Origin of the sequence: Flavobacterium resistens, assembly GCF_900182645.1 — a bacterium.
In the GTDB taxonomy this organism is placed as follows: Bacteria; Bacteroidota; Bacteroidia; order Flavobacteriales; family Flavobacteriaceae; genus Flavobacterium; species Flavobacterium resistens.
Genome location: NZ_FXTA01000004.1, coordinates 339,800 through 360,922, shown reverse-complemented (window position 1 = coordinate 360,922; position 21,123 = coordinate 339,800). Strand labels below are relative to the sequence as shown.

Here is a 21,123-nt window from a genome sequence, read left to right as displayed (position 1 = left end):
ATTCACGAATTTTTATTCTCAAAGATTATTAAAAAATAATTCGTGAATACGTGGCGGAAAAACATCGTGGAATTTTAACAGAAAATTGGAATTCTCATTTTCACAAAATGGAATTTAATTGTTGTATTTTTAGCGGACAAAAATTACAAGTTTTATTATGAAAAAAGTTTTATTCACAACCTTAATAATGATGAGTTTAAATGCTATCGGACAAAATGTAATGTCTCCGGAATTGTTATGGAAATTAGGACGAGTTACTGCACTTGGACTTTCAAAAGATGAAAAAAATGTTGTTTTTAAAGTTTCTACGCCTTCTGTAGCAGAAAACAAATCAACTTCAAAATTGTACATTATTCCAGTTAACGGAGGTAATGCTACTGAAATCAAAGACACAAAAGATGTTTTAAAAGACAAAAACGTTTCGCCTGACGGAAAATTTTTGGTTTACAATGAAGAAGTAAAAATCGACAAGGTTTTAGGAAAAGATTTTTATCCAAATCTTGACAAATCTGACGCTCAAATTTATGATGGTTTAGATTACCGTCACTGGGATACTTGGAACGAAGGTAAATTCAACCATGTCTTTTATAAAGAGAATAAAGATGGCGCTGCCGGAATAGATATTTTAAAAGGCGAAACTTTTGATTCTCCTCAAAAACCTTTTGGTGGCGACGAAGATTATATCTGGTCACCTGACGGGAAAAGCATTTTGTATGTATGCAAGAAAAAAGCAGGAACCGCTTATGCTGTTTCGACAAATACAAACATTTATGAGTACAATTTAGAAACTCAAAAAACAATCAACAGAACTGAGGATAATCTTGGTTATGATACTGCACCGCAATTTTCTCCGACAGGAAATTTGACTTGGTTGCAAATGAAACGTGACGGTTATGAAGCTGATAAAAACGACATTATTGTTGAATTTAAAGGAATCAAAACCAATTTAACGGCAAATTGGGACGGAACTGTAGATAATTTTATCTGGAGTAAAGACGGAAAAAATGTATTTTTCGTTGCTCCGGTTGATGGTACAAAACAGCTTTTTACCGTTAATTTTCCTGGTTTGACCAAAATGGCAATTAACGTTCGCCAAATTACAAATGGTGATTTTGATGTGGCTGATTTAGTAGGTTTTGCTGGCGATGACATCATTGTTACAAGAACAGACATGAATCACGCAGCTGAAATTTATTCTTATAATTTGAAGAAAAACACTTGGAAACAAATTTCAAATGTAAACACAGATACTTATAAGACATTAACGCTGAGCAAAACTGAAAGACGTTATGTTACAACAACGGACGGCAAAAAAATGTTGGTTTGGGTAATTTTGCCTCCGAATTTTGATGCTACAAAAAAATATCCAACTTTATTATTTTGCCAAGGCGGACCACAAAGTGCGTTGACACAATCGTATTCTTTCCGTTGGAATTTTTCTTTAATGGCTGCTAAAGGTTATGTTGTAGTTGCACCAAATCGTCGTGGAATGCCAGGACATGGTGTTGCTTGGAACGAACAAATCAGTAAAGATTGGGGCGGACAAGTTATGGACGATTATCTTTCTGCAATTGACGATGTTGCTAAAGAAAATTATGTTGACAAAAGCCGTTTAGGATGCGTTGGCGCAAGTTATGGAGGATATTCTGTATTTTATTTAGCGGGAATCCACAACAACCGTTTCAAAACTTTTATTGCTCATGATGGTGTTTTCAACACGGTTTCAATGTTAGGAACTACTGAAGAAGTTTTCTTTAACAACTGGGATTTTGGCGGAGCATATTGGGAAAAAGATAATGCTGTGGCTCAAAAATCATATACAACTTTCAATCCGGCAACTTTGGTACAAAACTGGAACAGACCAATCTTGATTTTTCAAGGAGGAAAAGATTTCCGTGTACCAATCGGGCAAGGACAAGAAGCTTTTCAGGCGGCTCAATTAAGAGGATTAAAAAGTCGTTTTGTTTATTTTCCTGATGAAAATCACTGGGTTTTACATCCGCAAAATGCTCAGGTTTGGCAAGGCGAATTTTTTAAATGGCTGAACGAAACGCTATAATTAAAAAACAAGAAATAATTTAATAGCCACAGATTTATATAATCTGTGGCTATTTTCTTTTTCAGGCCTTTGAATTATATAACACTTTCGGTCGTATTTCTCTTTTTAAAACAGATTTTTTTGAATAAATTGCAGTGAATTCGATTTTAAATCTACCACATCTCCACTTTAAAAATCTATGGAAAGCAAAAAAAGTTACACGGCCATCAAAGTGCTTTTCAGCTATGTTGCATTACTTGCATTGGTTGTTACCGTGGGATGGTTTTTATATTCTGAGAATGTAGTTTATAATAAATTAGAAGATAAAATTGCATTTGAAAAAACAAAAATCTTAAGAGTCAGTAAACTTTTCTCGAATGTTTACAAAACAGAAAGTTTAGCCCGAAAAACAATCCAAACCAACTCTGATAAAGACTTTAAAAGTTATGTAATTGAAACCGATTCTCTTCGTGCACGAATCGACACTTTAAAGCAAATTGTTACCACAGAATATCAAAAAGTGCTTTTAGACAGCGTGACTTATTTATTGGCAGAAAAAACCAAAAATATTCAGCAACTAAAAACCATAAAAAATAAGGCCGATGATGAAGTTTCAGTAAATTCAGCTATTGATGAAATCACTAAAATGGAGTTTAAGCTTCGCAAATTAGAACTTCAGGATTTTACCAAAAATCCAAATCAGCTTGGTGCGTATCAAAAAAATGTGCTTCAAAAATATGTTGATTATCTTAATCAGAATATTCCGGATGACAGCACAAATACACTGAGCAAAAAAGCTTCGGATTCGATTTTAGCCAATTCCAAAAAACTTTTGAGTTCCGTAAAATTGAGAGCCGAAAAGAAAAAAGAATCTTTGAACTTTGAAGAAAACAAATTGCTGAAAAATGAAATCGCAATTTCGGAACAACTTCGAAAAGTACTTCGAATTATTGAACGCGAAATCATCATCAACTCCATTAAAAACAATTCTTTAAAAGAGAAATCGCTTAAAAAAGTAAATGAAATTGTAACAGCTTCGGCTATTATTGGTTTGATTCTGACGATTTTCTTTTCAATTTTAATTGTAAGCGATTATTCAAAGTCGCAATTGTATAAAAAACAGCTTGAAATCGCGAATTTCAAAACAAAGAATCTTTTAAAAAGCCGTGAACAATTAATCTCGACTGTAAGTCATGACTTAAAAACGCCGTTGAGCACCATCGTGGGTTATTCTGAACTTTTAGGCAATTCTGATGTTAATACAAAACAATCTTATTTCATTAATAATATCAAAAATTCCTCTGAATATATCACACAGTTAGTACAGGATTTACTGGATTTTTCTCAAATAGAAGCAGGAAAAATTACGATTGAAAAAGTCCCATTTTCACTGCCTCAAATTATTGATGAAGTCGCCAAAAGCATTCAAACCGTTTACAAACAAAAGAACATAGATTTAATCATTAATATTGATGAAAAACTAAATTCAAAAATTGTTGGAGATCCATTCCGCCTGAAACAAATTTTAAGCAATATCATTGGAAATGCCTACAAATTTACAGAAGAAGGTTATATCAGAATTAATGCTTTTTTGACTGAAAACAATGACTTTTTCACAATCACAATTGAAGATACCGGAATTGGAATTGAAAAAGGAAATCAAAAATTGGTTTTTGAAGAATTTGCACAAGCGAATGAAAACATCGAAAAAAAATATGGCGGAACAGGATTAGGTTTATCTATTTGCCAAAAAATAATTTCGATTCTAGGCGGAACATTACAGCTTGAAAGCATTTTTGGGCAAGGCAGTACTTTTGAAATTCAGCTTCCTTTATTATTTGACACTAGCTCGAATACAATTGACGAAATTAAAAAACCAAATTTGTCGCCAATCACATCACAGATCTTTGTCGTTATTGATGACGACATTAATCTCTTAAATTTGACCTGCGGTGTTCTAAGACAAGAAAAACATCAGGTTTTATCTTTTAGCAACGCGACTAAAGCTTTGGAAGTCATTCAGAAAACAAATTTTGATTTTGTAATTACTGATATTCAAATGCCAGAAATTGACGGATTTATGTTTCTGAAACAACTTAAAAGCACTATTGCTTATAAAAATCAGCCGGTAATTGCATTAACTGGAAGAACTGATTTGGACGCTTCTGTTTACGCAGAGGCAGGTTTTACCACAGTCGTAAAAAAACCTTATTCGCCAAAAATATTATTGGATACAATCAGAATTATTTTAGAGAATGAAACACTTCCTCAAGTTGAAATAAAAGAAAATGAAGAAAAAAACGATATTAAATTATTTTCTTTAGAAACCCTTAAAGATTTTTTAGGCCATGATAAAAATGCTTTAAATGATGTTTTAAAATCGTTTATAGAAAGTACAAATGAAAATTTAGTTTATTTGGAAAATGCGATTACTGATGAAAATGCTGCAGAAATAAATGCAATTGCACATCGAATTGCGCCGATGTTCAAACAAATTGAAGCAAATGAGATTGCCGGAATTTTAGTAGTTTTAGAAAAAAATGATTTTGAAATTGCTGAAGCAAAAAACATTTATACCGATTTAAAAAATAAAATTACTTCACTTTTTAAAATCTTAGACGGCGAAATTGTTTAATCAATATTGTATTGCTTCAATTTATTATAAAGCGTCTTTCTAGTAATTTTAAGCAGTTTTGCCGCTTCTGATTTATTGTTTTGCGTTTTTGAAAGTGCATGAATAATTGTTTCTTTTTCATTTTCAGATAAAGAAAAACCAGCCGCTGATTCAAAAGAATTTTGTTTTTGAATCTGAAAAAATTCAGCAGGCAACACTTCACTTTCAATAAAATTTCCACGTGTCAAAAGTGTAGCGCGTTTTACGCAGTTTTGAAGTTCACGTAAATTTCCAGGCCAATTGTAACTTTGAAAAATAGTCACCACTTCTGGCGAAAATCCAATAATATCTTTATTGAGTTGTTGATTGGCTTTTTCCAGGAAATAATCCGCAAAAACCATTAAATCTTCTCCTCTTTCTTTTAAAGAAGGCGAAAGAATCGAGAATTCATTGATTCTATGGTATAAATCTTCTCTAAAATCGCCGTTTTTTACTGCTTCACGTAAATCTTCATTTGTAGCAGTTATGATTCGGATATCGACGTTTATTTCTTTATTGCTTCCAACGGGTTTTATTTTTCGTTCCTGAAGTGCTCTCAACAATTGAATTTGGTTCTCATAAGAAAGATTCCCAATTTCATCGAGGAATAAAGTTCCGCCGTTAGCTGCTTCAAAATAACCCATTTTATCGCTGATTGCTCCAGTAAAAGATCCTTTTAAATGTCCGAAAAATTCACTTGCCGCTAATTCTTTCGGAATCGCGCCACAATCGACTGCAATAAAATTATTGTTTTTTCGAGTACTTTGCTGGTGAATGCTTTTGGCAATAATTTCTTTTCCAGTTCCGCTTTCGCCGATAATCAAAACAGACATATCTGTCGGACTTACCAATTGAATATGATCTAATAATTTTCGTGAAGCAACAGAAATTCCTCTTACGAATTCATTTTCTGAAGAAACTTGCTTTTTAGCTGGTTTCTTCTCTTTAGAAACAACTTCCTCCGTTTCATTATTATTTTGCAACGCGTTTGTAATAACTAATAAAACCTCATCAGGATTAAATGGTTTCGAAATATAATCTGCCGCACCATTTTTTATCGCTTTTACAGCTGTATTCACATCAGAATAGCCAGTCATCATAATAACAGGAATGTGCGGATGAGAATTCTTGATTTCAGTCATTAGTCCGATACCATCAGAATCAGGCAGACGAAGATCAGTCAAAATCAAATCGAATGATTCATTTTTGATTGCTGATCTGGCTTCTGCAGCAGAGAAAGCTATTGTTACTTCGTATGCTTTTTTTATTAGAAACTTCTCTAATAGTTTACAAAACGAAATATCATCTTCTATCAATAATATCTTGGACATCTGTTTTTAAGGACTTTTTTGCTAAAATAATACTATTAAAGTTGTATTCTCACAAAATTATGCAAAAAAAAAGAGACTGCTATAAGCAATCTCTTTTTCACCAAAAACATAAATCTAATTCACCTAATTATATTTATAATATATTTATTATATTTTCAGCCAATTGCCATTGACATCTGAGTAAACAGTAGCCTTTTGGTCCTTAACTGATATTTCTAATTTGTATTCTTTTTTTTCGTTTACAAAAGCTTTTTCCAATTTTGCATTTGGATAAGCGGTCTGTAGAGCAGTTTTTACAGCTGCCGGAACAGCATCTGCAGTTACTTCTGTATATTCAGTTTGAACTAAAACAGACATTTCTGTTTTAGTTTGTACCGTTTCTGCGTTTGCAGGAAAAGACAAACTTGCTAGAACAACTACTGCCGTTGCGATGGCTAACTTTTTCATATTGCTCAAAAATTATTTTTTAATAATATTTCCAGAAGCATCTGTAAAAAAAGTATACTTTTTCTCTCCGCTTGCTATGACAAGTTTATATTCGTTCTTCGCGTTTTTGTATGCTTTTTCTAGTTTTGTACCAGCAAAAGATTTTTCAATAGTCGATTTTACTGCTGCCGGGACAGCATCTAAAGCTACTTCAGTATATTCATCTTGAATGTTAACTGATTGAACCAATTCGGTCTTTGCAACAACAGTTGCAGCATTGATTGACAAACTTCCAAAAACGACAGCTGCCGATAAGATTAACTTTTTCATAGTGGGGATAGTTTAAATAGTTACTTTTTAAGAATGTTTCCTTTTTCGTCAGTGTAAACTGTTGATTTTACGTCTCTCACGATAATGTCAATTTTGTATTCTTTTTTATCGTTTACATACGCTTTATCAAGTTTTACACCAGGATAAGCATTGTCTAAAGCAGTTTTGATGGCTGCCGGAACAGCATCAACTTCTTTATATTCATCCTGAACTTTTACAGTTGCTACATTGGCAACAATTGGTGTGGCTTGTATTGACAGCCCTCCTAAAAGGATTGCTGCCGATAAGATTAACTTTTTCATAATGCTATATTTTTAGTTATTGAACTTCTTATTTTTTGATCCAAGATCCATCTGCATTTGCATACAGAGAACCCACTTTATCGCCTACTGTAATTTCAAGCTTGTATTGTGAAGCTGTATTTTTGTAAGCTTTATTAAGTACTGCTGTTGGATAGGCTTTTTTAAGCGCATCTGTAACTGCAGAAGGAACTTCTTCATTTTTAATTTCTGTGTATTCATCCTGAACAGAAATTGATTTTACGATTGAATTTGTAATTGGAGAAGTTGAAGCAAATGATGTTAAACTTCCCAAAACGATAGCGGCTGATAAAAATAAATTTTTCATAGTGTGTATATTTAATAGAGTTAATTAATTTTATTGGAACAAAAAGGGACTATTTTTTAACCCAAGTTCCATCTGCGTTAGCATAAACAGAACCTACTTTGTCACCTACAGTAACGTCAAGTTTATATTGTGATGCAGCATTTTTGTATGCTTTTGAAAGCACTGCATCTGGGTAAGCTTTTTTAAGTGCATCTGTAACTGCAGAAGGAACTTCTTCTAATTTAATTTCAGTGTACTCGTCTTGAATTGAAACTGTTTTTACGATTGAATTTGATATTGGAGAAGTCGAAGCAAATGATGTTAAACCTCCCAAAACGATTGCGGCTGATAGAAATAATTTTTTCATGATAATAGTATTTTAAGATAGTTAATTTGATTTTAGTATTTTTTATTTGAAAATACATGGGACGCGTCTTTAGATTATTTTTGAATCCAAGTTCCGTCGGCGTTAGCAAAAAGATTTCCTTCTTTGCCACCAACTGTTACATCTAGTTTATACTGTGCTTTTTCATTTTTGTATGCTTTTGAAATTACTGCATTTGGAAATGATTTTTTTAAAGCATCAGTTACTGCTGTTGGTAATTCTTCTAATTTGATTTCAGTATACTCGTCCTGAATTGAAATTGTTTTTATAATAGAACCTTCAACTGAAGGAATCGCAGCGAATGAAGTTAAACTTCCCAAAACAATAGCGGCTGATAAGAATATCTTTTTCATAATGTAAATTTTAGTTTTGTTTATAGTTGTTTACGCTTTAGATAATGAAATTATTATGCCGTAAACAAAAATTTGCACTCCATATCGCACAAACCCTTATTAACAAAGGAATTATCCCTATTGTGCCAAAAATTATTCATTCAGAAAAGTGTGTAATTCTAAAAAGAAGTGTGTAAAAAGTATACACTTTTAGTGTTTCCTTTCGTATTTAAACAACAAAACCCGATAAGTCATTAAACTCATCGGGTTCTATTTGAAATAAAAAAGGCTGCCGAAATCGACAGCCTTTAAAATTATTCTGGACTATTCATTTTGAAAGTATCCATAAATGCAGTTGTATAATCTCCTGCAATATATTTTGGATCATCCATTAATTGTCTGTGGAAAGGTATTGTAGTTTTCACACCTTCGATTACGAATTCATCCAAAGCTCTTCTCATTTTACTGATAGCTTCTTCACGAGATTGTGCAGTTGTAATCAACTTAGCAATCATAGAGTCGTAATTTGGTGGAATGCTGTAACCAGAATAAACGTGAGTATCTAAACGTACTCCGTGGCCTCCTGGCATATGAAGCGTAGTAATTTTTCCTGGTGAAGGTCTGAAATCGTTATAAGGATCTTCAGCATTAATACGAACTTCAATAGCATGTAATTGTGGAAGGTAATTTTTTCCTGAAATTGGAATTCCAGCAGCAACCATAATTTGCTCGCGGATCAAATCGTAATCAATTACTTGTTCAGTAATTGGATGTTCAACCTGAATACGAGTATTCATTTCCATGAAATAGAAGTTTCTGTGTTTGTCAACTAAGAATTCTACAGTTCCAGCTCCTTCATATTTAATAAACTCAGCAGCTTTTACTGCAGCTTCTCCCATTCTTGCACGAAGATCATCTGTCATGAAAGGCGAAGGTGTTTCTTCAGTAAGTTTTTGGTGACGACGTTGTACTGAACAGTCTCTTTCAGAAAGGTGACATGCTTTTCCATAAGAATCTCCAACAACCTGAATTTCGATATGACGTGGTTCTTCAATAAGTTTCTCCATGTACATTCCGTCATTTCCAAATGCTGCAGCGGCTTCCTGACGCGCACTTTCCCAAGCTTTCAAAAGCTCATCTTCTTTCCAGATTGCACGCATTCCTTTTCCACCACCACCAGCGGTAGCTTTCATCATCACTGGGTAACCAATTTCTTTAGCTACTTTTTGTGCATGTTCGTAAGATTCTAATAATCCGTCTGAACCTGGCACACAAGGTACTCCTGCCGCTTTCATTGTAGCTTTTGCAGAAGCTTTATCTCCCATTCTGTCGATCATTTCAGGAGCTGCACCAATAAATTTGATTCCGTGCTCTTGACAAATTTTTGAGAATTTAGCATTCTCAGAAAGGAAACCGTATCCTGGGTGAATTGCATCTGCATTTGTAATTTCTGCAGCAGCAATAATATTTGACATTTTTAAGTACGATAAGTTACTTGGTGGGGGACCAATACAAACCGCTTCATCAGCAAACTTAACATGTAAGCTTTCTGCATCGGCTGTAGAGTAAACGGCAACTGTTTTAATTCCCATTTCCTTACATGTACGAATTACACGAAGTGCAATTTCTCCTCTATTCGCAATTAATATTTTTTTAAACATCTTACTTTAATTAGATAATTAGACAATTTGATAATTAGATAATTTTAGATGTCTGATATTAATTCTGCAGATCATCTAAAACCTAAAATCTAAAATCTAAATTTATTTATGATGGATCTACTAAGAATAAAGGTTGATCAAATTCAACTGGAGACATATCGTCAACAAGAATTTTAACAATTTTTCCTGAAACTTCTGATTCGATTTCGTTGAATAATTTCATTGCTTCAATTACACAAAGAACATCTCCTTTAGCGATTGTGCTTCCAACTTCAGTGAAAACTGGTTTGTCTGGAGATGGTTTTCTATAGAATGTTCCAATAATTGGAGATTTTATAGTTATGAATTTAGAATCGTTAGCAGCCGGTGCTTCTGGAGTTACATTTACAACAACTGGAGCAGCCACCTGTGGAGCTGCAGCTTGTGGCAATGCAGCCTGAGCTGGCAATTGCTGTACATAAGTAGCCTCAGTTACATTTGTTTCTAAAGTTGTTCTGATAGTGATTTTTACATCATCCATTTCTAACTTTACCTCAGCAACTCCCGAATTTGCTACAAATTTGATTAGGTTTTGAATTTCTTTTAAATCCATAATGATTCGTTTTTAGTTTTGATTTATTTTGTATCGTAAGCCCATTTTAAATAGATAGATCCCCAAGTGAATCCACCACCGAAAGCGGCTAAAATAATATTATCTCCTTTTTTGAATTGGTGTTCAAAATCACTTAATACTAATGGCAAAGTTGCTGAAGTTGTATTTCCATATTTTTCAATATTCATCAACACTTTTGAATCTTCAAGATTCATTCTGCTTGCAGTAGCGTCAATAATACGTTTGTTTGCCTGATGTGGCACTAACCAATCTACATCTTCATTAGTCAAATTGTTTCTTTTAACAATCAATTCACTAGCGTCTGCCATGTTAGTAACTGCATATTTAAAAACAGTTTTTCCGTCTTGAATAATGTTGTGTTGTCTGTTTTTAACGGTCTCTTCTGTAGTTGGAATTAGAGAACCTCCAGCAGAAATTTTAAGAAAATCGCGTCCTACACCATCACTTCTTAGGTATTCATCTTGTAAACCTAAACCTTCATAATTTGGTTCAAACAAAACAGCACCTGCTCCATCTCCAAAAATAATACAAGTAGATCTGTCTGTGTAATCTACAATTGATGACATTTTATCGGCACCAATTAATAAAACTTTTTTGTAACGTCCTGACTGTACGTAAGCCGCAGCAGTAGACATTCCGTATAAGAAACTTGAACATGCAGCCTGCAAATCATATGCAAATGCATTAGTAGCTCCAATTTCTGTTGCAACATAAACTCCTGTAGAGGCTACCGGCATATCTGCAGTAGCTGTTGCCATTATAACCATATCAATCTCTAACGGATCGATATTTGCTTTCGCTATTAAATCCTGCGCTGCTTTTATAGCAAGAAACGATGTTCCTTTGTCAGCATCTTTCAGAATTCTTCTTTCTTTAATTCCGGTACGAGTGGTAATCCATTCGTCATTGGTATCAACCATTGTTTCTAAAACTTTGTTTGAAAGTACAAAGTCAGGAACATAAGCTCCAACAGCGGTAATTGCGGCTGTGATTGTATTCATTATATTCTATTATTTCCTTTCAAATACAGTGTATTTGAAAAATTTTTAAAAGACTTGAAAATTACAAAAAAAAACGTAACGAATTTGTCTATATTTTCCTAAAAAACGAAAATTATAACCAACAAAAAAAACTCTCACTATGTGAGAGTTCTAGTATAATTTACAAAAACGTATTAAGCAACCGCTTCAGATTTATCGATAACAACTTGCCCTCTGTAGTACATTTTACCTTCATGCCAGTAAGCTCTGTGGTATAAGTGTGCTTCTCCAGTAATTGGACATGTAGCGATTTGAGCTACAGTAGCTTTATAATGTGTTCTTCTCTTATCTCTTCTTGTTTTCGAGGTTTTTCTCTTAGGATGTGCCATTTTACTATATTATTTATCCGTTAATAGTTTCTTTAATTTTTCCCAACGCGGGTCAATATCTTCTTCTTGTTTACTCTCTTCCTTTTGTTCTTTTACTCTTAATTCATTCAGTTTGTTTAAAGCTTCTGTTTGCAAACTTCCGTCTTTCACTCCTGGATGAACTCGTTTTAGAGGTACCGACAACGCAATCATTTCATAAATGTATTGTGCAACATCTATTTCAAACTCTCCGTGTGGTAATATCAGCAACTCTTCATTGTCATTATTAAACTCATCTCCAAAACGAACGATTAATTTCATTTTCCCTTTTATAGGTAAATCAAAATCTTCGCCTGTCAGATCACAAGGTACATTTACAGTTCCTTTGTGTTTAAAATCCAATTCAAGCATAGTGCTTTTCTTATCTAAAACCAAACTAACTTTGATATCCGAACTTTGAAATTCGTTATACTCAAAGTTCTCAAAGAACTTGTTATTTACCTGATACTCAAAATGGTGTTTTCCTAGTTTTAATCCTACGAAAGGAATTAAAAATTCTTTTGTTTTGCTCATTTCAACATCAATTTGAACAATTCGCATCTGTAAACAGATATCTGAATTGGGGTGCAAAGATATAAAATTATTATAAATCTAATAATCTTATTGACCTTTTTTTGTTTATAACTGTTTTTCTTTTATTTTTAGAGGTTTTTGGCTAATCTCCTCATACTGATTACGCGAGCGAAAAATATCGATCGCAAGATAAACTGCTTCTTTAAATGAATTAAAATCTGCCATATCTTTTCCTGCTATATCATAGGCTGTACCGTGATCTGGCGAAGTTCTAACTTTATTCAAGCCCGCAGTATAATTCACTCCTTTTCCGAAAGATAGTGTTTTAAAAGGAATTAACCCCTGATCATGATAAGTTGCAATAATTGCATCATATTTTTCATATTGACCACTTCCAAAAAAGCCATCTGCCGAAAAAGGCCCAAAAACCATTGTTCCCGATTCAAATATTTTTTTCAAAGTTGGTTTCAAAATCAAATCTTCTTCTTTTCCGATAACTCCGCCATCTCCACTATGAGGATTTAATCCCAGAACAGCAATTTTTGGCTTCACTATACTAAAATCCTGAATTAATGATTTTCGGATTGTTTCGATTTTTCTGGTGATTAATTCTTCAGTCAAATGTGATGAAACTTCATTTAAAGGAACATGATCTGTTAACAGACCAACTCTTAAATTATCCTGAACCATCATCATTAATGCATCACCTTCAAGCTCTTTGTCCAAATAATCTGTATGACCCGGAAATTTAAATTCCTCTGACTGAATATTGTATTTATTAATTGGAGCTGTAACTAAGACATCAATTGAACCTTCTTTCAAAGCTTTGGTTGCTGCTACAAAAGATTTGATCGCATATTCGCCAATTTTTTCATCATTTTTCCCAAGAGTAATATCAACACCTTCTTTCCAAAGGTTTAAAACATTCACTTTTCCTGGCAAAACCTGCTCTAATTTATCAACTCCATGAAATTGAACAGAAGATGTAAAACTTTTTTTAATGAAAGAAAGTATTTTAGCATTTGCAAAAATAACTGGCGTACACAATTCCAGCATACGAGAATCCTCGAATGTTTTCAATATAACTTCGCTTCCAATACCGTTTAAATCTCCAACTGAAATTCCAACAATTATATTTTCTGCTTTTTTATTCATGAGCTCAGCTTATTTATTACTAATTTTGATGTGCAAATTTAGTAAAATAAAACAACAATGTTCACAGGAATTATAGAAACCCTAGGAAGGGTTCACGAAATACAAAAAGACCAAGGCAATCTTCACATCACAGTTGACTCCTCTATTACGAATGAATTAAAAATCGACCAAAGCGTTTCTCATAACGGAATCTGTCTGACGGTTGTATCAATAAAAGATTCTTTTTATACGGTTACAGCAATTGGAGAAACCATTTTAAAAACCAATATTGGCGACTGGAAAACTGGTGACATTGTTAATTTAGAGCGTGGCATGAAACTTGACGCTCGTCTTGACGGACATATTGTTCAGGGACACGTAGACCAAACGGGAACTTGTATTAAAATCGAGGAAGCAAACGGAAGCTGGAATTACACTTTTGAATACGACAAAAACCTCAGCAACATTACAATTGAAAAAGGCTCAATTACTGTAAACGGAGTAAGTCTTACTGTGGTCAATTCGAAAACAAATGAATTTAGCGTTTCAATAATACCTTATACTTTTGAAAATACGAATTTCAAAAACTTTGTAGTAGGGACTAAAATAAACTTAGAATTTGATGTTATTGGAAAGTATATCTCACGATTATACTCAATAAACAAATAACAAAAACCTATTTTCAAAAAAAAAAAAGCTTCAATTTAAATTGAAGCTTTTTTTATTAAATTGTATTTATATATCACATATATACCAAACAAAACTGCGAATCCTGCCAAAATAACTAAATTTTGATCAATAGACACTCCTGGAGGAGCTGGCGGACCTGGTTCTGGCGGATCATCATAAGCGAATGCATTTGAAACGTTTAACAAAACAATACAACATGCAATAAAAATAGTTTTCGTTATCTTCATAAGTTTAAGCTTGCCAAAACAAGCGGTTTTAAATTAGACTTGGGGTCTTTTATGAAATTTCGTACAAAGCCTTACTATTAAAGACTTGTACGCGACAAATGTAGAAGATTTTTACAGAAATACAACCCTAAAAACAAAAAAAGCTTCATAAAAATTTATGAAGCTTTTATATTTTGTGGTCCCACCTGGGCTCGAACCAGGGACCACCTGATTATGAGTCAGGTGCTCTAACCAGCTGAGCTATAGGACCGGTTTGAGGATGCAATATTACTACTATTTTTCATTCACTCCAAATATTTTAAGACATCATTTGTATTTAATTCTATTTTGAAGTATCAGTATTAAAAAACGAGATTGATTTTCAATACCTTATTTAAAAACAAAAAAACTTTTTTTTTATTTAATTTCCTGACAAAGCTCTACTAAAACGCCATTAGTATTCTTTGGATGTAGAAAAACAACCAATTTATTGTCGGCACCTTTCTTCGGAACTTCATTTATCAGAACAAAACCTTCACTTTTTAAACGAGTAATTTCAGCTTCGATATCATCAACATCAAAAGCAATGTGATGAATTCCTTCTCCTTTTTTCTCTAAAAACTTTGCAATCGGACTTTCAGGATTGGTTGCAACCAAAAGTTCGATTTTATTATTTCCTGTCTGAAAAAAAGAAGTCAAAACGCCTTCGCTTTCTACAGCTTCCATTTTATAAGATGGAACACCCAGCATTTTTTCAAACAATACATTTGCATCGTCCATATTTTTTACCGCAATCCCTATATGTTCTATTTTATTTACCATTGTTTTAAATTTATTGGTTTACGTATGTATTAAAGTAACCACATTCTGCAATCACATCCTGATAATATTTCGTATCCGAGTAATCCTTCCTTAATATTTTGAATGAATTCCAGGCAATAAAATTAATTTTATCATCTTGAATTTCCCAGTAATTATTAACGTCATTGTATTTTTTATTGTAATAGTCATTTCGTTCGCATTTCGAAATCAGGTACAAACATTTTGCTTTTTGCTCTTTATTTGAAGCTGCTTCAAAAGCCTTTTGATAATACATTTTCGAAACTGAATTGTTTGTAATCATTTCTTTCATCGTATTTCTGAACGAATACGGACTTGAGCCATAACCAACAATGCTAATTTCATAGAAAGTTCTTCCGTTTCCAAAATGCGAAATATTATAAAATGCATTTCCTAATAAAAGACTATTGGTGTAAACATCTTCTTTCTGCGCCAATTTATCCTGCATATCTTTGATTGTAGTTAGAAAATCCATTTGAGAATATTTCTTTTTTTGATACGCCGCATGCTCACAATCGTGACAATCTTTTATATTTCCGTTAAACGGATTTCCTAAAAACTTGTAATACTGCACCGAATCTGCTTGTTTCATAAATTCAATTGCTTCCGGAATCTTATTCTTGAAAGTCGCCTGAACTGCCTGAAAATTATTAATATCTTTCAGTTTCAAACTGTAAATTCCTGCACCAGTTTTCTCAATTTCAGTTTTATTTTGTTTTGACAAAAATGATTTTATATCTAACAAATTCTTCTCATTATCATAAAAAGCATTTCCGTCATTCCAATAACTGTAACGGGATTCGCCAAAAATCTCAGCCATTACAAAATCTCCTTTTTCTCTGTAAAGCGTTGACAAATAACTTCGACTCCAAGATGAAGCATTTTGATAACGAAATTCCTGTCCTTTATATGTTTTTGGAAGTTCGTAATACAGCCAATTCAAGTCGGCAATAATTGTTTTTTCATTTTTATCTGTCAGCTTGTCGATTTTACTTAGATTATTTACAAAGCGAAGTAATCTGAGCTGAAATCCTGCCAATTCTGTTTTAGGAAGCGTTTTTGTCGCTTTGTCAAAACTCTTATCTGCATTTGTATATTCTCCTTTTAAAGTTTGAAGATACCCCAAAGACAAATCCCATAAATATGGTTTTTGAGTATTTCCTGCATTTGAAATTTTTGCAATTAAAGCAAATGCGTCAGTATTAAGTTTAGCCAGATTTTCTGTTTTATTTTCAGCAACTGTTTGTATTTTCTCTTTCGTATTTTCTCCAGCTTCTTGTTTAAACGAATTGTTTATTGCCTGTTCCTGTTTATTTACCAATCGGGTTGCGAGATAATTCAAATGTTCGCTTTTTGGATCTAATTCGTAAATTTTTTCAATTGCTTGCTTTTCATCTTTATAAAATCCGTGAATTGCCCAAAGCGCCGCTTTTTCATCGTTATTTTTTGCCATTGCAAGCGCTTTATTCCAGTCGGCATTGTTTTTCGGACTAAAACTGTAGGCAGTTACAACTCGTAGTTCAGGACATTTATCAAAAACTTTAGCATATAAATAATTCGAAACTGCATATTTTTTTTGCTTATAATTAATTCCTGCAACATAAGAAAGCGCTCTGTAATACAAGGTATTTTTTGGAACCGAGCTTTCTGTTTTATTGAAAAAATCAATTGCTTTTTGTTTGTCATTACTGTAAAAACGAGCTTTCATAGTAAGAAACCAATAACGATTTTTCAAAAACGGATCTGAAGTTGTATTGTATACATTCTCAATGGACTGAATCATTTTTGCATCCTTAAAAGTTTTTGCCACTACAGGATCATAACTCCAATAATCTTCGCCAATTGATACGGTCTCAATTTTTTGCGCCAAATATAAAAACTCAACAAAACTCTTTACTTTTTCATCTTTTAGATTGAGTTTTTTATTCCATTTCTGAGTTGTTTTATTCTCTTTTTTAGTCTTGTAATAAACATGAAGATCTGCAATTTCTTCTTTGTTTTTAATTACGTTTTTATCATCAGAATAATAACGTGGCTTTTCATCTCCAATTAAAAAATAATTGACAGAAGTAGTATCTGCTTTTCCTTTTAAGTGCGAAGCCCAATCTGATTTTATGTTTTTATTGAATCGAGAATTATGCTCTGTATCAAATTCGATTCCGTAAAAAATGGAGCCAGATAAAAACAGCGGTGAATAGGATTTATCAGCAAAAGTTTCCGGAGTAAAATTCGAATTATATCCAAAAAAATCCCAGTCGTCTCCGCCGGCGCACGCATAAATCACTCCGTAAACCGAAAGCAGACCAACACTAAAAACAAGAAACAGTTTGTTCGAAAATATTCTTTTCATAATTTTTTAAATTGAATTCATCTAAATCGTAAAATATAATTTCTCTAGGAGCCTGAGCTGAATTTTCACTCAAATCTTCGGCCATGTTTTTTAAATCTTCGGAAGAAATTGCTTCCATTTTAAGCAAATCATTTTCTTCATAATAAACCCCGTTTTTATAATTAGATTGTTTGACTCTAAAGAAAATCGGACTGATTTGTTCAAAGTTTTTATCTTTTTTAAGTTCGGTAAAATTCAGTTTTGACCGAAGCCCCAAAACCTTTTGATTTCTAATATGAATTACCCACGAATATATTGGCAATGCAAAATCTAAATGAAGCGGATAATGTTTTAAACTTTGAAGATATTTCTCTGAAATTTCCCGGTTGTATATCGAATTTAGAGAATCTGGCGCAATGCTTCCCATATTGTAAAACATTAAAACCCCTGAATCTACATTTGGGATTTTAGTTTTCTTAAAATATTTAACCTGATGAAGTCGTATTGTAGCGGAGAGTTTTTTATGCGAAAGCTTTTTAATCTGTTCAATAAATTTAAGATAATTGTCTTTACTATTTAACGACCAATCGCAGTCAATTTGAATTTCGGCACAATTAATTTTATTCTTTTTATTGATTTCTGAAATCAAATGAATCGTTTTTTCAGCCAAATCTTTAATATCAAGTTTCGCTTCGAGCATTACTTTATTCTGAATAAAAACGACCGGAACAATTTCAAAATTCTGAATATTTTCTTTGAAATGAATCGGGCTTATCGGAAATGGATTTTGCGTTTGCGGATGAAGTCCGATATCAAAATACCGAATATAAAGTTTACGGACATTATTGTCTTTCAAGACTTTTTTCTCGGTTTCAGAAAATTTCAAACTGGTTTTCCAATAATAAAAAGCGATTGTAGGTTTGTCACTTTTGCTGCAGGCTGTCAACAAAAGAAAGAATGAAATCCAAAAAAATCTTTTAAACAAAACTAAGTGATATTACATTTAAATTCAAAAGTAAGAAAATATTACTACAAAAAAGAGCGAAATCCGAAATTTGCAAATCCTAATAAATAGATAAAAAATTTCGATTAAAGCAAATATAATCGTTATTTTGTGCAATCAAATTCAAAAACGATTATGTTGAAAAACACTCTGAAATACATTTCACTTTTACTGGTATTTTTAATGATGAGCTGTGCCAAAAGAGGCAGTATTACAGGCGGATTAAAAGACACCCTTGCTCCTGTTATAAGATCAAGTTCACCTGAAAATTTCAGCACCAATTTCAAGGCCAATGAAATCATTTTGACATTTGATGAATATGTAAAGCTGAAAAACTTAAACAAACAGCTGATAGTCTCGCCGCCAATGAAGCATCAGCCGCTTGTATTGCCAACTAATGCGAGTAAATTTATCAGTATAAAAATCAAAGACACTTTACAGCCAAATACCACTTATAGCCTGAATTTTGGAGAAAGTATTGCAGATAATAATGAAGGAAACTCAATGCATCAGTTTAAATATGTTTTTTCGACTGGACCTTATATTGATTCACTTTCCATAAAAGGTATTATCAAAGATTCTTATGAAAAATATGTCGATAATTTTGTTTCTGTTATGCTTTATGAGGTAAATGACCAATATAAAGATTCTGTAGTTTACAAAGAATTTCCAAGATATATCACAAACACACTTGACAGTTTACGAACTTTTAAATTAGAAAATTTAAAGGCCGGAAAATATCTTTTAGTTGCCATGAAAGACAAATCAAGCAACAACAAATTCAATCCGAAAGACGATAAAATTGGTTTTATAAAGCATCCAATTACAATTCCAAATGATACTATTTTTGAATTGGAATTATTCAAGGAAAAGTTACCTATAAAAACTTTCAAACCTATTCAGGCGTCGGGAAACAGATTATTACTTCCTTATGAAGGAAATATGAATTTCAAAGTTACTAAACCTAAAATTACGCTTAAAAACCACAATGAAGTTCTACAAACAATTGTCACTCAATTCCCTAAAAAAGATTCGCTACAAATTTGGTACAAACCAATAAAAACCGATTCGCTGTCTCTGGAAATTAATTCCGACAAGTATAACAAGAAATTCGGTTTGAAAATTAAAGATTTGAAAAAAGACACTTTGAATATCACAGCAGTTCAAAGTGGTGTTCTTAATTTCAGGGAACGATTTACACTAGAAACAGAAACTCCGCTTATTAAAATTGACAGTTCTAAAATTTCATTAGTCAACAAAGATTCAGTTGCTGTGAAATACACTACTGAATACAATGAATTTGAGCAAAAATTATATTTCGATTTCAAAAAAGAACCATTAGAAAAATACCGTATTACTTTATTGCCTGGAGCTTTGACTGATTTTTATGATAAGTCGAATGATACTTTATCTTATAAATTAACCACGAAAGAATTGGAAGATTACGGAAACTTAGTCGTAAATCTTCAAAATGTAAAACGTTTCCCGATTATTGTTGAAATTACCAGCAAAAAAGGAGATAAAGTTCTTGCCAGTGCTTATTCTGAAGGTGAGACCAAAATTGAGTTTAATTTGGTTGAGCCCGAAGCTTTTGCTATTCGTGTAATTTATGATGACAATAAAAACAAAGTTTACGACACTGGAAATTTCTTAACTAAAACTTACGCTGAAGAAGTCTTTTATTTTCAAAAAGAAGTTGATGTCCGGGCGAATTGGGATGTTGATCAACCTATTGATTTAAGTATTCCTTTTAGTCCTGAAGTTGAGAAGAAAACAGATGAAAAGAAAAAGAAAGAAGCCGAAAAGAAACGAAAAGCTTTTTAGATTTTAATTTCGAATTCATCCTGATCACTTAAAAAATCAAGTTTTTTACGAGTTTCATACATGGTGTTTTTATCTAATTCTACGATAAAGACACCATTTTTTTCTTGTGGCTCTAAAACATAGTTACCTAAAAAATCAACCGCTTGCGAATGACCAATGTGTTCGTAATTGTTAGCATCAACACCAATTCGATTCACGCCGATTGTGTAACTCAAATTTTCAATAGCGCGCGCTTTCAGCAAAGCGTCCCATGCGTTGGTGCGTATTTTTGGCCAATTGGCAACATATAAAAGCAAGTCGTAATTCTCGGTATTTCGGGCAAAAACTGGAAATCTTAAATCGTAACAAACCTGCAGACAGATTTTCCAATCTAAATATTCTACAATAACTTTTTCTGTTCCTGCAGTATAAAATCGATCTTCTCCCGCCAATGTAAATAAATGGCGTTTGTTATAATATTGAATTTCTCCTGACGGAAAAACAAAAAACATTCGGTTGTAAAATTTTCCGTTTTCAGTAATTACTAAACTTCCGGTAACGGCAGCATTTTTCTGCTTTGCAACTTCTTTCATCCAAAGAACAGTTTCGCCTTGCATTGTTTCAGCAACTGCGGAAGCATTCATTGTAAATCCGGTCGAAAACATTTCGGGCAAAACAATCAAATTCACCTCAGAATCAATTGAATTTATTTCCGATTCGAAGTTTTTTCTGTTTTCCAAAGCATTTTCCCAATGCAGATCTGATTGTATAAGTGCGATTTTCATAATTCAAAAATACGAATTTTCAGCCAAATTATAAATT

22 protein-coding genes and 1 tRNA gene are annotated in these 21,123 nt (G+C 32.8%); 4 read left to right on the top strand and 19 right to left on the bottom strand.

What is annotated here, in order from left to right:
• Positions 1 to 157: 157 nt before the first annotated feature.
• Together FN795_RS16255 and FN795_RS16250 are read left to right on the top strand one after the other, a co-directional pair.
• Positions 158 to 2,059, top strand: coding sequence for a S9 family peptidase (locus FN795_RS16255; RefSeq protein ID WP_142451592.1), 1,902 nt, complete (start codon positions 158 to 160; stop codon positions 2,057 to 2,059).
• A 178-nt stretch (positions 2,060 to 2,237) separates the two neighbouring features.
• The gene (locus FN795_RS16250; protein ID WP_142451590.1) at positions 2,238 to 4,673 is read left to right on the top strand and encodes a hybrid sensor histidine kinase/response regulator; all 2,436 of its coding nucleotides are present in this window, start codon (positions 2,238 to 2,240) and stop codon (positions 4,671 to 4,673) included.
• On the opposite strand, the gene FN795_RS16245 is transcribed toward FN795_RS16250, so the two are convergent.
• The 13 genes from FN795_RS16245 to pdxA all read right to left on the bottom strand — a co-directional run bounded on the left by FN795_RS16245 (position 4,670) and on the right by pdxA (position 13,451).
• The gene (locus tag FN795_RS16245) at positions 4,670 to 6,022 is read right to left on the bottom strand and encodes a sigma-54-dependent transcriptional regulator (RefSeq protein ID WP_142451589.1); all 1,353 of its coding nucleotides are present in this window, start codon (positions 6,020 to 6,022) and stop codon (positions 4,670 to 4,672) included. The genes FN795_RS16250 and FN795_RS16245 overlap by 4 nt on opposite strands.
• Positions 6,023 to 6,169: 147 nt before the next feature.
• Entirely contained in the window at positions 6,170 to 6,469 is a 300-nt protein-coding gene (locus tag FN795_RS16240) for a hypothetical protein (RefSeq protein ID WP_142451587.1), read from the bottom strand.
• Positions 6,470 to 6,481: 12 nt separating this feature from the next.
• Positions 6,482 to 6,778 carry a hypothetical protein gene (locus FN795_RS16235; RefSeq protein ID WP_142451585.1) on the bottom strand — a complete coding sequence of 99 codons (297 nt, stop codon included), beginning with the start codon at positions 6,776 to 6,778 and terminating at the stop codon, positions 6,482 to 6,484.
• Positions 6,779 to 6,798: 20 nt separating this feature from the next.
• Positions 6,799 to 7,080 carry a hypothetical protein gene (locus tag FN795_RS16230; protein WP_142451584.1) on the bottom strand — a complete coding sequence of 94 codons (282 nt, stop codon included), beginning with the start codon at positions 7,078 to 7,080 and terminating at the stop codon, positions 6,799 to 6,801.
• 28 nt (positions 7,081 to 7,108) lie between these two features.
• Positions 7,109 to 7,405 (bottom strand): hypothetical protein, encoded by a 297-nt coding sequence (locus tag FN795_RS16225; protein ID WP_142451582.1) that lies wholly within the window; start codon positions 7,403 to 7,405, stop codon positions 7,109 to 7,111.
• 49 nt (positions 7,406 to 7,454) lie between these two features.
• Positions 7,455 to 7,751, bottom strand: a complete 297-nt coding sequence (locus FN795_RS16220; RefSeq protein WP_142451581.1) for an RNA-dependent RNA polymerase family protein — start codon at positions 7,749 to 7,751, stop codon at positions 7,455 to 7,457.
• A gap of 74 nt (positions 7,752 to 7,825) precedes the next feature.
• Positions 7,826 to 8,122: a hypothetical protein gene (locus FN795_RS16215; protein ID WP_142451579.1), complete on the bottom strand. Its 297-nt coding sequence runs from the start codon at positions 8,120 to 8,122 to the stop codon at positions 7,826 to 7,828.
• 293 nt (positions 8,123 to 8,415) lie between these two features.
• Positions 8,416 to 9,762, bottom strand: a complete 1,347-nt coding sequence (gene accC, locus FN795_RS16210; protein ID WP_142451577.1) for an acetyl-CoA carboxylase biotin carboxylase subunit — start codon at positions 9,760 to 9,762, stop codon at positions 8,416 to 8,418.
• A 106-nt stretch (positions 9,763 to 9,868) separates the two neighbouring features.
• Positions 9,869 to 10,354, bottom strand: a complete 486-nt coding sequence (gene accB / locus FN795_RS16205) for an acetyl-CoA carboxylase biotin carboxyl carrier protein (protein ID WP_115887483.1) — start codon at positions 10,352 to 10,354, stop codon at positions 9,869 to 9,871.
• A 23-nt stretch (positions 10,355 to 10,377) separates the two neighbouring features.
• Positions 10,378 to 11,376, bottom strand: coding sequence for a beta-ketoacyl-ACP synthase III (locus tag FN795_RS16200; RefSeq protein ID WP_142451575.1), 999 nt, complete (start codon positions 11,374 to 11,376; stop codon positions 10,378 to 10,380).
• A 173-nt stretch (positions 11,377 to 11,549) separates the two neighbouring features.
• Positions 11,550 to 11,744: a 50S ribosomal protein L32 gene (rpmF, locus tag FN795_RS16195; protein ID WP_008465217.1), complete on the bottom strand. Its 195-nt coding sequence runs from the start codon at positions 11,742 to 11,744 to the stop codon at positions 11,550 to 11,552.
• Between the two features lie 9 nt (positions 11,745 to 11,753).
• Positions 11,754 to 12,296 (bottom strand): YceD family protein, encoded by a 543-nt coding sequence (locus tag FN795_RS16190; RefSeq protein ID WP_142451574.1) that lies wholly within the window; start codon positions 12,294 to 12,296, stop codon positions 11,754 to 11,756.
• Positions 12,297 to 12,401: 105 nt separating this feature from the next.
• A complete protein-coding gene (gene pdxA, locus FN795_RS16185) occupies positions 12,402 to 13,451 on the bottom strand; it encodes a 4-hydroxythreonine-4-phosphate dehydrogenase PdxA (RefSeq protein ID WP_142451572.1) in 1,050 nt (349 codons plus the stop codon).
• A gap of 57 nt (positions 13,452 to 13,508) precedes the next feature.
• Here pdxA and FN795_RS16180 point away from each other — a divergent pair, with 57 nt between their 5' ends.
• Positions 13,509 to 14,099, top strand: coding sequence for a riboflavin synthase (locus FN795_RS16180; RefSeq protein ID WP_142451570.1), 591 nt, complete (start codon positions 13,509 to 13,511; stop codon positions 14,097 to 14,099).
• A 35-nt stretch (positions 14,100 to 14,134) separates the two neighbouring features.
• Here FN795_RS16180 and FN795_RS16175 read toward each other — a convergent pair whose 3' ends face one another.
• The 5 genes from FN795_RS16175 to FN795_RS16155 form a co-directional block, all read right to left on the bottom strand.
• Positions 14,135 to 14,347, bottom strand: a complete 213-nt coding sequence (locus FN795_RS16175; protein WP_142451568.1) for a hypothetical protein — start codon at positions 14,345 to 14,347, stop codon at positions 14,135 to 14,137.
• Positions 14,348 to 14,523: 176 nt separating this feature from the next.
• Positions 14,524 to 14,597 (bottom strand) — tRNA-Ile (locus FN795_RS16170).
• A gap of 146 nt (positions 14,598 to 14,743) precedes the next feature.
• The gene (mce, locus tag FN795_RS16165) at positions 14,744 to 15,148 is read right to left on the bottom strand and encodes a methylmalonyl-CoA epimerase (RefSeq protein WP_142451567.1); all 405 of its coding nucleotides are present in this window, start codon (positions 15,146 to 15,148) and stop codon (positions 14,744 to 14,746) included.
• A 10-nt stretch (positions 15,149 to 15,158) separates the two neighbouring features.
• Positions 15,159 to 17,516, bottom strand: a complete 2,358-nt coding sequence (locus FN795_RS16160) for a hypothetical protein (protein WP_142451566.1) — start codon at positions 17,514 to 17,516, stop codon at positions 15,159 to 15,161.
• Positions 17,476 to 18,381, bottom strand: coding sequence for a hypothetical protein (locus FN795_RS16155; RefSeq protein ID WP_244289993.1), 906 nt, complete (start codon positions 18,379 to 18,381; stop codon positions 17,476 to 17,478). Before FN795_RS16155 ends, FN795_RS16160 begins: the two co-directional genes overlap by 41 nt.
• A gap of 252 nt (positions 18,382 to 18,633) precedes the next feature.
• Here FN795_RS16155 and FN795_RS16150 point away from each other — a divergent pair, with 252 nt between their 5' ends.
• Positions 18,634 to 20,322 carry an Ig-like domain-containing protein gene (locus tag FN795_RS16150; protein WP_142451562.1) on the top strand — a complete coding sequence of 563 codons (1,689 nt, stop codon included), beginning with the start codon at positions 18,634 to 18,636 and terminating at the stop codon, positions 20,320 to 20,322.
• Here FN795_RS16150 and FN795_RS16145 read toward each other — a convergent pair.
• On the bottom strand, positions 20,319 to 21,086 hold the full coding sequence (locus tag FN795_RS16145) for a nitrilase family protein (protein ID WP_142451560.1): 768 nt from the start codon (positions 21,084 to 21,086) through the stop codon (positions 20,319 to 20,321). The genes FN795_RS16150 and FN795_RS16145 overlap by 4 nt on opposite strands.
• Positions 21,087 to 21,123: the final 37 nt, after the last annotated feature.